Annotated in this window: 16 protein-coding genes and 1 tRNA gene; 11 read left to right on the top strand and 6 right to left on the bottom strand. The window is 55.1% G+C overall.

Annotation, left to right across the window (positions count from 1 at the left end; translation table 11 throughout):
- Positions 1–22: 22 nt before the first annotated feature.
- Positions 23–892 (bottom strand): MOSC domain-containing protein, encoded by an 870-nt coding sequence (locus VF694_RS08785; RefSeq protein WP_100214826.1) that lies wholly within the window; start codon positions 890–892, stop codon positions 23–25.
- Between the two features lie 552 nt (positions 893–1,444).
- Here VF694_RS08785 and VF694_RS08780 point away from each other — a divergent pair.
- The 4 genes from VF694_RS08780 (at position 1,445) to VF694_RS08765 (ending at position 4,691) form a co-directional block, all read left to right on the top strand.
- Entirely contained in the window at positions 1,445–1,711 is a 267-nt protein-coding gene (locus tag VF694_RS08780; protein WP_003801561.1) for a hypothetical protein, read from the top strand.
- 178 nt (positions 1,712–1,889) lie between these two features.
- On the top strand, positions 1,890–3,338 hold the full coding sequence (locus VF694_RS08775) for a GGDEF domain-containing protein (RefSeq protein ID WP_415302257.1): 1,449 nt from the start codon (positions 1,890–1,892) through the stop codon (positions 3,336–3,338).
- Positions 3,339–3,680: 342 nt separating this feature from the next.
- Positions 3,681–4,337, top strand: a complete 657-nt coding sequence (locus VF694_RS08770) for a 3'-5' exonuclease (RefSeq protein ID WP_003801567.1) — start codon at positions 3,681–3,683, stop codon at positions 4,335–4,337.
- Between the two features lie 87 nt (positions 4,338–4,424).
- Positions 4,425–4,691 (top strand): DUF3892 domain-containing protein, encoded by a 267-nt coding sequence (locus VF694_RS08765; RefSeq protein WP_221081945.1) that lies wholly within the window; start codon positions 4,425–4,427, stop codon positions 4,689–4,691.
- A 78-nt stretch (positions 4,692–4,769) separates the two neighbouring features.
- On the opposite strand, the gene VF694_RS08760 is transcribed toward VF694_RS08765, so the two are convergent.
- Complete coding sequence (locus VF694_RS08760; RefSeq protein ID WP_440164118.1) at positions 4,770–5,921, bottom strand: ABC transporter substrate-binding protein; 1,152 nt, start codon at positions 5,919–5,921, stop codon at positions 4,770–4,772.
- A 210-nt stretch (positions 5,922–6,131) separates the two neighbouring features.
- Between VF694_RS08760 and VF694_RS08755 the strand changes: the two genes are divergently transcribed.
- Both VF694_RS08755 and VF694_RS08750 read left to right on the top strand, forming a co-directional pair.
- Positions 6,132–6,839 carry a tellurite resistance TerB family protein gene (locus VF694_RS08755; RefSeq protein ID WP_039943287.1) on the top strand — a complete coding sequence of 236 codons (708 nt, stop codon included), beginning with the start codon at positions 6,132–6,134 and terminating at the stop codon, positions 6,837–6,839.
- A gap of 106 nt (positions 6,840–6,945) precedes the next feature.
- Entirely contained in the window at positions 6,946–7,761 is an 816-nt protein-coding gene (locus VF694_RS08750; RefSeq protein WP_003801574.1) for an META and DUF4377 domain-containing protein, read from the top strand.
- Positions 7,762–8,089: 328 nt separating this feature from the next.
- Here VF694_RS08750 and VF694_RS08745 read toward each other — a convergent pair whose 3' ends face one another.
- On the bottom strand, positions 8,090–8,437 hold the full coding sequence (locus VF694_RS08745; RefSeq protein ID WP_100214837.1) for a DMT family protein: 348 nt from the start codon (positions 8,435–8,437) through the stop codon (positions 8,090–8,092).
- 138 nt (positions 8,438–8,575) lie between these two features.
- Between VF694_RS08745 and VF694_RS08740 the strand changes: the two genes are divergently transcribed.
- On the top strand, positions 8,576–9,106 hold the full coding sequence (locus VF694_RS08740; RefSeq protein WP_301607149.1) for an AAA family ATPase: 531 nt from the start codon (positions 8,576–8,578) through the stop codon (positions 9,104–9,106).
- 143 nt (positions 9,107–9,249) lie between these two features.
- On the opposite strand, the gene VF694_RS08735 is transcribed toward VF694_RS08740, so the two are convergent.
- Positions 9,250–9,516, bottom strand: a complete 267-nt coding sequence (locus VF694_RS08735) for a hypothetical protein (RefSeq protein WP_100214838.1) — start codon at positions 9,514–9,516, stop codon at positions 9,250–9,252.
- A 788-nt stretch (positions 9,517–10,304) separates the two neighbouring features.
- Between VF694_RS08735 and VF694_RS08730 the strand changes: the two genes are divergently transcribed.
- Positions 10,305–10,383, top strand: a tRNA-Ile gene (locus VF694_RS08730).
- A gap of 208 nt (positions 10,384–10,591) precedes the next feature.
- Here VF694_RS08730 and VF694_RS08725 read toward each other — a convergent pair.
- Positions 10,592–10,822: a hypothetical protein gene (locus VF694_RS08725; RefSeq protein WP_440164115.1), complete on the bottom strand. Its 231-nt coding sequence runs from the start codon at positions 10,820–10,822 to the stop codon at positions 10,592–10,594.
- Between the two features lie 277 nt (positions 10,823–11,099).
- The gene (locus VF694_RS08720) at positions 11,100–11,585 is read right to left on the bottom strand and encodes an SgcJ/EcaC family oxidoreductase (protein WP_003801612.1); all 486 of its coding nucleotides are present in this window, start codon (positions 11,583–11,585) and stop codon (positions 11,100–11,102) included.
- 290 nt (positions 11,586–11,875) lie between these two features.
- On the opposite strand from VF694_RS08720, the gene VF694_RS08715 reads away from it, so the two are divergent.
- From VF694_RS08715 to VF694_RS08705, 3 genes are all read left to right on the top strand, one after another.
- On the top strand, positions 11,876–12,634 hold the full coding sequence (locus tag VF694_RS08715) for a M48 family metallopeptidase (protein WP_440164113.1): 759 nt from the start codon (positions 11,876–11,878) through the stop codon (positions 12,632–12,634).
- Between the two features lie 160 nt (positions 12,635–12,794).
- Positions 12,795–13,196 (top strand): YchJ family protein, encoded by a 402-nt coding sequence (locus VF694_RS08710; protein WP_059317846.1) that lies wholly within the window; start codon positions 12,795–12,797, stop codon positions 13,194–13,196.
- The gene (locus VF694_RS08705) at positions 13,193–13,663 is read left to right on the top strand and encodes a GNAT family N-acetyltransferase (protein ID WP_440164111.1); all 471 of its coding nucleotides are present in this window, start codon (positions 13,193–13,195) and stop codon (positions 13,661–13,663) included. The genes VF694_RS08710 and VF694_RS08705 overlap by 4 nt, the downstream gene beginning before the upstream one ends.
- Positions 13,664–13,678 lie beyond the last annotated feature (15 nt).

Below are 13,678 nucleotides of genomic sequence, written 5' to 3'. Positions count from 1 at the left end.
GGCACTCAAGCCCGCCAGCGCCCTAAAAACTGTATTCCACATCCAGGGTCTGACCAATCGTTAGCCTCTGAGCGGGTGACTCGACCAGCATGGCCTGCATGCCGAACAAGGTACCTTGCGCAAACTGGCGACTTTGCGCCAAGGCCAGGCCTGGCTGCGTGCCGATCTCGGCGGTGAGCTGATTCACGTTAGGCATAGGGCAACGAGTACATTGGCGAACGAAGGCAAAACTTAATCCTTCGCTGCTCAGGCCAAGGACATAATCTTCCTCGTAGGCAGGCAGACCCTTGAAAACCACATTGGCACGGAAACGATCGACGGGCACGGCCTGCTCACCGGACTGCTGCACCAGACGATTCAATTCTTCCACGGACGCTTCATTGATAAACAAGAAAGGCAGTGCATCCGCAAAGCCAAAACCCTGTTGCTGATCGCCGATTGAACGCCAGCCCTGTGACTTTTCTTCCCAGGGACGCACACGTTCGGTCAAGACATGACGACGGGCCCGGCTATGCCTGCGCAGCACCCGACATGGGGTTTGCAAAAAATCACTGAACCAGTGTGCGACCAGGTCGCCCTCATCCCGGCCCAAGGTGTCCGAGCTCCAGATACGCACCGACACGGCGACGTTCTCGCCGACCGGCGCGTCCAGAGACCAGGACAAGGTTTCCATACCGGGCGCCTGGACGGTGATTCGCCCATCCTGCACAACAGGGCGAATCAAAGCCATTCGGGGCCAGCGGCGCTGGGTCATGAATACGCCTTGCTGATCGACCACCACCCACTCTCGGTCGTAAGCCAGGCCTGCCACACTCGCCAGCACCCCCTGCGGGTGCGCCTGGGCTGCGCAGGACTTGATGGGATGAGTAAACAAACCGGTAATGGTAATCATGAGTCGCGACAACAAAAGGCAAAAAGACAAGGAATCCATTCTAGATCAGCCAGAACAGGCAGCCCCAAATACCAAGACAAGCACTCCCCACGACGTGGGTCAGAAACATCGCCCTCCGATACCTTTGCCGCTTTATATCTTGACAAAGCCATCGAATCATGTCTTAATGAATGACTGATCGCAGCAACACATCCATTAGATTAAAAATATGCGGTCAAATTTTTTGGAATGTACCCATCTACTTAGGTCCTGCTGACCTTTTGGCATGTCCCCCAAACATGCGGGTATTCATTCACTACGGCGACGACAGCCACATCCAGACTTATTTTTTGCATCGTAGCGGTCTCGCTGCGTCCATTTGCTTGGCAAACGAATAAGGCGCTGTCCATGCCACAACAGAGCTTGTTTGTCTGGTGCATTTGTCGTCCAGTCAGCAAAGATCTACATTGAAATAGTAATGGCCTGGTCTCCGTGTGGAGTCCGGTCCATCATGGTGTCATCAAATCTCAATAAAAAAACGATGTAATGACGCCACACGATAAGGAAAAAAACATGAAAAATATCTATCCAACTGGCTTGATCTCGCGTCCTGAGCATATTGCCCTGAACAAAACCGATATTCGCATTGGCGATACGGTTTATCTACAACCCAAGAACGGCCCGCGCATGGCCGGCACGGTGATCTTCAGTTCACCCGTACATGGCTGCACGACCTACACGGCCGATGCTCACAGTCAGGATGCGAATGTGCGGTTCCGCTTCCGTTTGCAGGACGTGCATCACGTGGCGCCTCGTCATCCTATGCCCGCCTTGAACTAAAGCGATGTGTGCCAGATAATGCGGGGTAAGCGGAATACCCCGCATTAATTTCATTTAAGAACATATAATTACAATTTGAAATAAACATTTCCGCTTTCATCCTAAAATAGTAGCGGCTTGAAACTTATCCGACGCTGTAAAGCGTCCACGACGAGCAGGCGCTCCTATGGCAACGGATATGAACCCAAAGCAGGCGTTCTGCTTGCGCCCATCCCGGCGCCACTCCTTCCTCTCTCGTTTTCTTCTATTCAGCCTGGTCTTGGTCTTGACCCTGCTGGGTACCCGCTTGCGCCATTACGACGCTCTGACCATTTTCTGGCCAGCCGAAGCGGTGCTTCTGGGGCTGTTTCTTCGACGCCCGGATTGGGGGCGGCAGGTTCTTAACTGGACCATTGTGGTAGTGGCCTACCTGTGTGCCGAACTGATTGCCGGCAACCCCTTGCCTATCGCCCTATTACTGACCGTGGCCGACGCCAGCGGCTTGGGCCTGGCTTATTGGCTCATCACGCACAACCCTTTGCTGGATCTATCTTTGCGTCGCCCCCAGGCCATGTTGACCCTGGCTGCCTACTGCAGTCTGGCTTGCGTGGTGTCGGCCTTGCTAGGCGGCCTTGCCTTGTATCTGCATACTCCCCAGCCTTTGTCACTGGCCATTTTGTCCTGGATGCTGACGGGCATGATTTCCTACGCGGCGATCCTTCCGGTCATTCTAACGGCCCCTTCCCGTCCCCTACGCCGTTTTCTGGAATATTGGAATGAACCTCACCTGACAAGCCTGGCTCAGTTGGCACCCGCTTTGTCGTTACTGCTGACCAGCTTATTGAGCCTGCTGATTGACGGCCCAGGCTCAATGGCCTTTCCCGTTCTGCCTTTATTGTGGTGCGCGTTGAGCTATTCGCTCTTTTCCACCACGCTACTGACCTTGTTCTACGTACTCTGGACACTTTTCGCCCTGAACCCGCCGGTGTACTTTCTGCCCAGCCAGTTACACACATCGCTGGATTTGTTGTCCTTGCGGATTGGAATCGCTTCTATTGCCCTGGCCTGCATTACCTGCGCCAGCCTGATGTCGGCACGCAATCTGGCGGTGGAGAAACTCCAGCGACTGGCGCACCGCGATGCCCTGACAGGTCTGCTCAACAAACAGGCCTTTTACCAGCAAAGCCAGGATGCATTGACCCAATGCCGCCTGAAACATATCCCCGTCAGCGTCATTGTTCTGGATATCGACCACTTCAAGCCCATTAACGACACGCATGGCCATCATGTCGGCGATCTGGCCCTGAGCGCCATTACGCAACGCATTTCCTTGGCGTTGCGCGATACCGACTTATGCGGGCGGCTGGGAGGTGAGGAGTTCGGCATTTTGCTGCCAGACTGCGGGGCCGCTCAAGCGCATGCCGTGGCCGAGCGAGTCCGCAAAAGCATCGCCTTGCTGCCGTTTTCTCTGGACAATCAGCAGCAACTGACCATGACCGCCAGCCTGGGGGTTGCCACTCTGGAGCCTTCCACCCTGGATCTGCATGCCCTGCTTCGCCAAGCCGACAAAGCCCTGTATGAGGCTAAACGGGCGGGCCGGGACCAGAGCTTTTCCTACCCGTTCCCCGAACCCCAAACAGGGACTTGACGTTACCCGTAAGCAAACCGATACTGATGTGTCAAAACGAAACAAACCATCAGGGAGCGGTAATATGGCGTCAGTTTATGCCTCACCTTTGTGCCAGGCGTGTTTGACCTTGCCGCACGGAGTAAGCACCAGCCAAGCGCACGCTGATTTGCGCTTACTCGGTCAGCACCCCCCTTCTGCCGACGGGGCGCACGAAACTCAGTACCGTTGCCTGAGCTGTCAGACTCACTGGCTGTTGCGCACCAACCGCTGGGGCATTCCCGAAGGCTTCCGGCTCAAACCTGTATAGGCAAAGCAGAACACATGCACTACCATGACAGCTTTGTCTGTTAGCGATTGCGTATGTCTGCCCTGCTGTTTGATACTGAAACCACCGGCTCCGCCAAACCTCAAGTGATTGAGGCGGCCTGGCTGCGTTTGAGCGACCCTGTCTTCTTGCTGGTCAACGAAGAGTTCGAACAACGCTACCGACCCGATGAGCCCAATACTCTGGGCGCTCTGGCCACGCACCACATTTACGACGAAGAGCTACAAGACTGCCCTTCTCATACCGAGTTCAAGCTGCCTGCCGACACCCAATACATTATTGGTCATAACGTCGATTATGACTGGGGTGTGGCCGCTTACCCGGCGGTCAAGCGCATTTGCACGCTGGCCCTGGCCCGTCACTTGATACCAGGACTGGACAGCTACAGCCAATCTGCCCTGATCTATCATATTGACCGCGCCAACGCGCGTGAGCGTCTGCGTCATGCGCACAGTGCATTGGCAGATGTGCGCAATTGTCTGTCGCTTCTGCAGCATCTGTTGGGCCTGACCCAGAATATTCATACTTGGGAGCAGTTATGGCAGCTCTCTGAACACGCTCGTATCCCGACCACACTGCACTTTGGCAAGCACAAGGGCATGGCCATTGCCGATGTGCCACAAGACTATAAAAACTGGCTGCTGCGCCAGCCGGATCTGGATCCCTATTTAATCAAGGCCTTGAAAGTCTAAGTCTTAAGCTTCGTAAAATCCCTAATGGCTGCCAACCGGCATATGCCCAATGATGAAGGTCCCAACAAGAACTTCATGAGGTGGCAAATGATCGAGGTTGCATACGTCACGAAAGATATGCGTCGGGACCCTTACGAACGAATTACCCATCTTGGAGGCGCAGGCTGGCAACACTCACAACCCGAGGTTGTCCGACATATCGAGCAAGGCCAGCAGGACTACTACATTTTGCTGGATGGCATTCCCGCCAAACTGATCGTGGCGCTTAGCCGTTTTGGTTCCAAGTACCTGAAAACAGAGCTGGAAGTTGAAGAGCCTCACATTTTGCTCAGCCTGCCCAACCAAGCGACTTGAACAGGCTGGCTTGTTCTGCAGTCTTTAACCAGAAAAAACGCGGCCCGAGCCGCGTTTTTTCATCGTAAGGCTTGTTTCTTAGGGCTTGAGCAAACGCCACTGGCCGTCATGCACCGTAATCAGCTCACGCCCACGCTCGTCAAAGCCACTGTGATCTTCTGGCGTCATCGTATAGACACCTTGCGTAGCGATCAGATCACGCGTTTGCTCCAGAGCATCACGCAAAGCGGAACGAAACTCGGGGGTCCCGGGCTTGGCCTTGGCAGCAGCAACCGGAACCGCCTTCTCCAGCAACAGACCCGCGTCATACACATTGGCGCCAAAGGTAGCGGGAGCCTGACCGTAGCGTTCGGTATAACGCTGGATATAGTCCTGCGCAATGGGTTTGGCTGGATTGCTGTCCGCAATCTCTGGCAAGACCAGCATCAGGCTGGCTGCCAGAATCGTCCCCTCCACCTGTTCGCCGCCCAGACTCAGAAAAGCCGGTAAAGCAGCCCCGTGCGTTTGATAAATCTGCCCTTTGTAACCCTGTTTGACCAGGGTCACCTGGGGCAACACCGCCGCAGCACCCGTACCTGCAACCAGCACCGCATCCGGTTTGGCCGCATAAATCTTCAAGGCCTGGCCGGTGACCGACGTATCCGAGCGCACATAACGTTCGGTCGCCACAATGTCGATATTGTTCGCCTCGGCCAGCTCTTTGAACACCGTCAGCCAGCTCTCGCCATACGCATCGTTGAAACCCAGAAAACCTGCGGTCTTCACACCATTGTCGACCATATGCTTGACCAGGGCCTGCGCAATGATGTCATCATTTTGCGTGGTCTTGAAAATCCACTTTTTCTGCTCGGTCATGGGCAGCACCACCGAGGCCGCACCCACCGGGGCCAATACCGGCGTGCCTGAATCGGCCGCAAACTGAATGAGCCCCATGGCATTGGGCGAGCCTGTCGGCCCGATCAAGGCATCGATCTTGTCCTCGGAGATCATTTTCTTGAACAAGGTCACCGTTTGATTCGGATCACTGGCATCATCCATGGAGATGTACTCCACCGTCAGATCCCCCATCTTGGTCGGCAGCAAAGGAACCGTATTGCGCTGTGGCAAACCAACGACCGCCGTCGGCCCGGTCGCCGAAGCGATAACGCCGATTTTGACTTGGGAATGGGCCGGAGCGGCCAGGGCAGCCAGCGCAACGGATAAAGCAAAGACAGTTCGTGTCAGTTTCATAATATGCAGAGCCAGTTAAGCCCTTCCCCCCTTGATATCGGCGCGCCCGCGCCTATATGGATTGATCTGGACATACGATAGCAAATTCTCCGTGCCGCACATGTCCTCTTAGGGCATCTTCTTCGGCAGGTCTGCTTACAATTGTACGCGGGCTTACCTAATAAAGTAGTTTATAACGAAGCTACTGTTTACCTCTGATAGAGCGAATCCATGTCACTACAGCAAATGTTGCAACAAATTCTGCAAAGCGGCCAAGGCGCGCTGAAACAGGGCCAAGGTCAGTTGAATTCTTCCGGACTGGGGAAAAAACTGAGTGAGCAGGCCAGCGGTTTTGGCGGCGGCGCCGTAGTTGGCGGCGTTCTGGGCGTACTGCTGGGCAACAAAAAATTCCGCAAAATGGGCGGCTCCATGGCTGCCTATGGGGGAGCAGCCGCGCTGGGCGCGCTGGCCGTCAAAGTCTATCAAAACTGGCAGGAACAGAATGCGGGTAAGCAAGCGACACCCGCGCCAGTGCAAGCTGTTCCGGCCGCGCCGCTACCAGTGGCAGCCACTGGGCAAGCCGACACGCACGCCATGGTCATCCTGGCCGCCCTGGTGTCCGCCGCCAAGGCAGATGGTCATATTGGTGATGCCGAGCGTGAACTGATCGATGCAGAGATCAACAAGATGCCCGCCCCCGAGCAGGCCCGTCACTGGTTCTCGCAAGAACTGCACAAACCTGTCGATCCTCAGGCCATTGCCCAATTGGCTCAGACCCCCGAGATGTCGGCCGAAATTTATCTGACCAGCGCTCTGGTGATTGATGAACAAAGCTATATGGAACGCGCCTATCTGGACGAGCTGGCACGTTTACTATCCTTGCCAGATTCCTTGCGCGAAAGTCTGGATAATCAGATACAGGCTTTGCCTCAATCTTGAACCGGCAGCGGGGACTGACCGATCCGGCCACTCCCACCCTGACTGCCTATTTTCAACCCAGGGCTACCCCATCCGGTAGCCCAATGACTCATCAAGGAAACCACCTATGACAAAAACCCTCAAGTTGACGATTGGTTCATTGGCCTTAATGGGTCTGGCCGCCTGTGCGGCTCCAAACAGCAGCAATACCGCCCCTTCCGAGCGCCAGATGGACAAAGAAAACTCTTTACAGGCTTACCACTGGCGCCTGTTTGCGACCGCCGACAAAAGTGGCCAGCAAGCCCCTGGCATAACGGGTGCAAACGGAGAGCCAGTTACCCTGAATTTCACCGACAACATGATGTCAGTAGACAATCTGTGCAATGTTCTGGGTAGCGGCTACACCATCAAGGGCTCCAAGATCACGTTTACCTCGCCCGTGAGCACGATGAAAATGTGTTCAGACCCCGAGCTGATGCGCAATGAGCAGGCCGTGGGCAAACTGCTTCCGACGGCAACAGATTGGAGCATGGCCAAGGCGGATTCCGCCCCGGACAACCCCGCCCCCGTTCTGACCCTGAACTTCAAGGACGGTACCAAATGGCGCCTGAAGGGTGAACCGACAGCTTCCACCCGTTACGGCAGCGAACCCACCCGCGTGTTTCTGGAAGTGGCGGCTCAGCGCGAGGCATGTTCACACCCCATGATGCCAAACTATCAGTGCCTGAAAGTACGAGAAATTCAATATAACGATGCAGGCGTCAAAACCCATACCGGTGAATGGATGTATTACTACGGTGATATCGAAGGCTACACCCATACCCCTGGCGTGCGTAACGTACTGCGCATCAATCGTTATGAACTAAAGAATGTGCCCGCCGACGCCTCATCCAAGGCCGACGTGCTGGACATGGTCGTGGAGTCTGAGCAAGTCAGCCAGTAAGGGGCTCGCCCCGACTGAACGAGCCAGAAATCGGTTCACCTGCCCCAAGGCTGGAGTTTGCTTCGGCCTTGGGGTTTATTGTTGAGGCAGCTTCGGAACTTGTGATGGAGCGGCATGCTTAGACCCAGACCCATTCCCCTGGGTCTGACAACGTTATGCGCATGAGCCACAAATAGTTACTCACTGCTATGCTTTGAGCCTAGTCAGCGCCCCCGCCCGTCCGTAGTATGGCGTGACCGGATAACATTTTTCACCTCCCTATTTATCCGGTTTGGGGCCTTGCATCACGCGAGGCTTTTTTTTATGCCCCAGACACGCCCCCTATGGGCTACTTCAAGGGTCCGTAAAAAATAAAAAATGCCCCCGCACCAATCAACGTAAAGCCCAGCAGATGGTTGAGTGTGAAGCTCTCTTTGAGATACAGCACCGAAAACACGACAAAGACCAGCAAGGTAATCACCTCCTGCATGGTCTTTAACTGGGCCGCGCTATAGACGGTGTGTCCTAAACGATTAGCCGGTACTGCCAGGCAGTACTCCACCAGGGCAATGCCCCAACTGATCAGCACCACTTTAAGCAGGGGGCTGTTGGGATACTTCAAATGCCCATACCAAGCAATCGTCATGAACACATTGGAGACGACCAACATCAAGATAGGAAGGATCTTAGCCATGATGGACACAAAAAAGTAAAAACGGCCGGTGCCGCGACCCCAGCAGTGTAGCGTCACATTCAGACAGCGGATATGGGGATAATCAGGCAGCTCTATTCGCAAGCCGAAAGACTTTTGTTCAACCTACTCTTTTTTTGCACCATGCTTTCTCTTGAACAACTGGGCCCGCGCATCTGCATATTGGGCCCCTCCAATAGCGGCAAATCCACCCTGGCTAAAGCCATCGAACGCAAGCTTGCACTTCCCGCCATCCACCTGGATCCGCTCTACCACCTGCCGCACACGGACTGGGTACCGCGACCTGACGCTGAGTTTGCCGCCTTACATGCTGCCGCAATTGCGCGGGAGCAGTGGGTGATGGACGGCAATTACACACGCCACCTAGCCCCTCGTCTGGAACGGGCCACCGGTTTTATCGTGCTGGAAATATCCACGGCAGCTAGTTTGCTGCGCTATTTTCGGCGCACCCTGTTGGAACGTAAACGAAAGGGTGCGCTGCCAGGTAGCAAAGACCGTCTGAAATGGGACATGATCCGACACATCGCCATTGTCACCCCGCCCAATCGCCATAAATACCTGACTGTTTTCGAGAAAAGCAGTTTAGCTAAAGTCAGGCTGCGCAACCCGCGCGAACTGAGCTTGTTTTATCAGGCTAACGGCTTGGAGCGTTAAGGGGATGACATCACTTCGATTCGAGCACACGATGGACGACCCAAGCTAGCAGTCGGGTTAAGGCCAGGTAGAGAGGGCCAGACAAAGCACAGACAGAGCATGGGTTTGCATTTCGCCACCCTACTTGTAAGCCCATAAAGGGCCTAGCGTTTTTTCAACTGCTGATCGACCTGCTCCATCCATGCCTGATCACACGGCACGGGGGTTTCAGCTATCTGGCCATACAAACGGAAATGGACCACATTGCACCATTCCTGCGAGGCGTAATCCGGCCCATGTCCCTGGCCATCGGACACGGCCAGTTGACGATCCACCTTTTCCAGCCAGGCGTAACTGCCCACCTTCTCAGTGGGTACGGCACTTTGGCAAGCGGCCAACAAAAATGCGGGAACAAGCATTAAGATTCGCATGAGCTCATCCATGAATAAAAATCTGCTTTATCGCAGAGCATAACAATCATTACTGTATCCGTGTCCTGCCAACCGCCATTGCCAAGGCAAAAAACGGACTTCCAGCGAGAGACAAGTATGAAGTGGCTATTCTTGTGCCTGATCCTGACCCTACTCCCTCTGGATACGCAGGCAAGAAACACCCCTTGTTCGGGAAAAAAAGGCGGCATTTCTCATTGCGAAGGGGAAGTCTTTGTTTGTCGCGATGGCTCAGCCAGCGCCAGCAAACGGTCTTGCCCAGCGTACACAGGTACTGCAGCAAGCAACACCAGGCCCGCCCCTCAAACCCTGCGCTCCACCAGCAGTTGCCCCTGCTCCAGCCAGACTTATTGCACAGGCCCGCGAGGCGGACGTTATTGCGAAACCAGCACGGGCAGCAAACGATATCAGCGCAAATAGCGCAGCAAACGCGGCACCGTTTACTAGCAATTGCCTTTTTTCGCTTGGCCAGGCGGGCAGTGACGTTGTCCATAGCCGCCATAGCCATCGGGATCGACAATGACAGAGCCTCTGGGCGTATAAACGGCACAGGCAGATAAAATAGCCGTCAAGGTCACGGCCACAAGAAGGGTTCTCATAATTTTATTTCCCCGGGTGAAAGACGCGCTCATTGTGCTACAAGGATCGACAACAAGGTGCTACCAATCGCGAGAAAATACTGTTCATTTTACAAACAGTTGAAAGTCCGGCTCGACAACTGGCCACGCTAGGCACAAACAAGGACTTTATGTAATAATTGCGGACTTGTTGCCCCTCTAGCTCATGCTTGGTTAGAGCAGCGGACTCATAATCCGTTGGTGCCGTGTTCGACTCACGGGGGGGGCACCAAATAACTTGCGGGTTTCATGAGAATTTGGAATCTCGCGCAAAATAGTAGTGAGGGAAAATTTGACGCCCTCGCCGGTAGCCCGCCATCGCGCGGGCTTTTTTGTTGGTACTCGCTCGCTCTGGACAAAAAAAGGGGCCAGGCAAGGCCTGACCCATAGGAAACGTGAACGCGGCACGGGTTCTGTCAGAACGGCGCCAGATGACGTGCTCATCGAGTAGGTTTCGTGTGTTTGGCAGGCGTGTGGCTGGTGGGTTTATGAGCGGCACGAGCCGCGGTCGCCTTGGGAGCCTCCGGAGCTTTGGCCTTGGGGGCCGTCGTCGTGGCAGTATAGGCGGGGGCATGGGGCATGGGCGCTGGCTTTTGGGCCATCGCGCTTGTACCGGCCAAGGCACCCGTCACGCTTATCAGTGCAGTACAAATCAATGTCGAGCGTTTCATGATAAAGCTCCTTGAGTAGGAAAGTCAGGCTTGTTCATACAAGCCTGGCCTTATTATGAGCACCACTATCTGAACCTGTTCTGAGATTTTCATTCAGACTGCGTTCATGAAAAACAGGGTAACGTCGTCGGTATGCAGGCCCCACAGGCTCAGGCTCCGATATTCTCGCCCCACTACCTGCCGGGCTTGGCACCCAGTGCTCCTTCAAACCCCGCTCCCATCTGGTTCAGCGCCCATTCCGGCCCTGGCCGGAGGCACTGAAAACCTCATAAAAGCCTTATTTATCCCTTGGCACCAACGAGGAATGGTGACTGACAATTAACCACTGCTTGCCATCCCATTGGTAGGTATAGGTGTAGCGCGCTTTGACGTCCTCGCCGCTATTTCCCATATGGAAGGTATAGGAGCCCGAATCCACGGCCATGTTGCAGCCCAAGGTAATTTGCCTTTCGGTGACCTTACCCTGCGGTCGAGCGGCCAAGAAATGCTCAAAATAGTCTTCTTTCTCTGCGCGGCTGATACGGTTCACCCCAGACAAAGTTGGCAGCAAAATCGAACGCTCTGCGTAATTCTCAAGCACTTCCTCGGGCTGGCCGGTTTGCAGCGACGTGTTCCAGCGCTCAAACAAGGCGGCAACACTGGCCTCGTCAATCGGCGCGCAACGTTCACTGGTCTGGACAGCCGCATGCCGCTCCTGACGGGGTTGAGTCGTACAGGCCGTCAGTGCCACAACCCCTAGTAAGACTATGATTTTTTTACTCATTTCCTTGTCCTCCCTGTCGTTTTTGTGAGTTTGATAGTAGCACTGCCCCCTGATAGGCAGCGTTTAAATTCACTCGGATCTGGCTCGCCGAAACTCAAGGAGGTCAAGGCCTGTCATGGTCAGGCCGATCCCCGTGGCCGGCATCACATCAGCCTGCCGGGTACGTTTCAGCGTCTCCTTTCCTTTGTGTAAGCACACCCGGAACAATGTTAAATATTGTTTTATAAGCCACTCCTTAGCCACCTCATCATTAAAATTCCGTCTCTTTGCATAAACAGAAGGGGAAGTTGATGATGTCTCGTATCGGAACATTGGCCGCAATGCTGGCCCTCGCTGGTCTGACAGCGGGCTGCCAAACCATGGACATGGGCGGCATGGTAGGCGCTGGCAGCAAGGCCGTGCAGGCATTCAGTCTGTCCGATCAGGAAGTGATCGCCTTGTCTGATCAATCTTGCCAACAAATGGACGCTGAACATAAAGTGGCCAGTGCCAACAGCAAGTACAACCAGCGCCTGCAACGTGTCGTCAAGCCGCTGACGAAACCGTTAAATGGCCAAACCCCGAGCTTCAAGGTCTACCAGACCCAGGAAGTCAACGCATGGGCCATGGCCAATGGCTGCATCCGCGTCTACGCGGGTCTGATGGACCAAATGAATGACGATGAACTGCGCGGCGTCATCGGCCACGAAATGGGCCACGTGGAACTGGGCCACAGCAAGAAAGCCATGCAAACAGCCTACAGCCTGTCCGCGGCTCGTGATGCGGCCGCCGCCACAGGCAACACCTTGGTGACTCAATTGAACGCCAGCCAGCTGGGCGAGCTGTCTGAAGCTTTTCTGAACGCACAGTTTTCCCAATCGCAAGAGTCCGATGCAGACGACTACTCGTTTGAACTGCTCAGCGAGCGCCAGCTCAAGACCCAAGGGCTGGTGACAGCATTTGAAAAACTGGCTGCCCTGGACGGCGGACAAAGCAGCGTCATGAGCTCTCACCCTGGCTCCAAGGTGCGTGCCCAACGTATGCAGCAGCGTATTGACGCAGCCAAATAAGCCGCTTTAAGGTGATCTGGCATCTCGCCCTGACCCGTCCGCTTTTGCGGGCGGGTTTTTTGATACCGGGCTCCGTTACGTTTGGTCGCTGCCATTGCTCTAAAGCCACCGCTGCTTTCAGGTATGCTTGTGCCATTGTTCGATCTTGGCAGTAACGCCCTTGAAAAAGACTTCCTTTTCGAAAAACTCCTGTCCTTGCGGCAACCCCAAACCCTACGAAACCTGCTGTGGTCCCTGGCATCAAGGCCCTCTCTATTTGCAAGCACCGGATGCCGCCGCTTTGATGCGCTCGCGTTACAGCGCTTTCGTACGCGACGACCTGGACTACCTGCTGGCCACTTGGCATAGTTCCACCCGCCCGCACTCGCTTGAGCCCAATGCGGAGGGTTTGCAATGGCTGGGGCTGGAAGTGCGCCGTCATGAGCGCATTTCCGACACGCACGCTCTTGTGGAGTTTGTCGCCCGCAATCGGCTGCACGGACGGGCTAACCGTCTGCACGAGGTCAGCCGCTTTGTGCTGGAGCAGGGGCAATGGTTTTACGTGGACGGGGAGTTCTCATGAACCCGTCCCGCAAGCCGGGCCACCCACAGCAGGTACACGGGTCCAGCCTGCCCCTGTCATTGCTCTTGCACGCCGACCCCAGCCCGCGTCTGATCGAGACATATCGACACACTCCCCATGCCTGGCGTATCGACGATCAGGAGCACACGGCTGCGGCCGCCATTGTGCAGCCCCAGAATGCTCAGAGCTGGGAGTTGATGAATATCGCGGTAGCGCCGTCAGATCAGGGCCAGGGTCTGGGTGCGCAACTGTTATCGACTGTCATTGATTATGTGCGTGCTCAGGGTGCCCATACGCTCACTGTTGCCACTGGGACCATCGGGTATCCGCTGTTTTTCTATCAGCGCGCCGGCTTTCGGGTCGTGGCGGTAGAACCTGATTACTTCCTACGCTATTACGACGAGGCTCTTTTTGAGGACGGTTTGCAGCACAAGGACCGTCTGATCCTGAGCCTTGCCTTGAAATAAAGAACGGCCTGTCGC

The sequence above is a fragment of the Alcaligenes sp. Lyrl_28 genome, from assembly GCF_051948705.1.
In the GTDB taxonomy this organism is placed as follows: domain Bacteria; phylum Pseudomonadota; class Gammaproteobacteria; order Burkholderiales; family Burkholderiaceae_B; genus Alcaligenes; species Alcaligenes ammonioxydans.
The sequence above is the reverse complement of the archived record's forward strand: the minus strand, read 5'-3'. Positions and strand labels throughout refer to the sequence as shown.

Bases quoted from the DNA above. Each gene is read 5' to 3' on its own strand.
- VF694_RS08785 (WP_100214826.1), bottom strand. From the start codon at position 892: ATGATTACCATTACCGGTTTGTTTACTCATCCCATCAAGTCCTGCGCA.
- VF694_RS08780 (WP_003801561.1), top strand. From the start codon at position 1,445: ATGAAAAATATCTATCCAACTGGCTTGATCTCGCGTCCTGAGCATATT.
- VF694_RS08775 (WP_415302257.1), top strand. From the start codon at position 1,890: ATGAACCCAAAGCAGGCGTTCTGCTTGCGCCCATCCCGGCGCCACTCC.
- VF694_RS08770 (WP_003801567.1), top strand. From the start codon at position 3,681: ATGTCTGCCCTGCTGTTTGATACTGAAACCACCGGCTCCGCCAAACCT.
- VF694_RS08765 (WP_221081945.1), top strand. From the start codon at position 4,425: ATGATCGAGGTTGCATACGTCACGAAAGATATGCGTCGGGACCCTTAC.
- VF694_RS08760 (WP_440164118.1), bottom strand. From the start codon at position 5,921: ATGAAACTGACACGAACTGTCTTTGCTTTATCCGTTGCGCTGGCTGCC.
- VF694_RS08755 (WP_039943287.1), top strand. From the start codon at position 6,132: ATGTCACTACAGCAAATGTTGCAACAAATTCTGCAAAGCGGCCAAGGC.
- VF694_RS08750 (WP_003801574.1), top strand. From the start codon at position 6,946: ATGACAAAAACCCTCAAGTTGACGATTGGTTCATTGGCCTTAATGGGT.
- VF694_RS08740 (WP_301607149.1), top strand. From the start codon at position 8,576: ATGCTTTCTCTTGAACAACTGGGCCCGCGCATCTGCATATTGGGCCCC.
- VF694_RS08735 (WP_100214838.1), bottom strand. From the start codon at position 9,516: ATGCGAATCTTAATGCTTGTTCCCGCATTTTTGTTGGCCGCTTGCCAA.
- VF694_RS08725 (WP_440164115.1), bottom strand. From the start codon at position 10,822: ATGAAACGCTCGACATTGATTTGTACTGCACTGATAAGCGTGACGGGT.
- VF694_RS08720 (WP_003801612.1), bottom strand. From the start codon at position 11,585: ATGAGTAAAAAAATCATAGTCTTACTAGGGGTTGTGGCACTGACGGCC.
- VF694_RS08715 (WP_440164113.1), top strand. From the start codon at position 11,876: ATGATGTCTCGTATCGGAACATTGGCCGCAATGCTGGCCCTCGCTGGT.
- VF694_RS08705 (WP_440164111.1), top strand. From the start codon at position 13,193: ATGAACCCGTCCCGCAAGCCGGGCCACCCACAGCAGGTACACGGGTCC.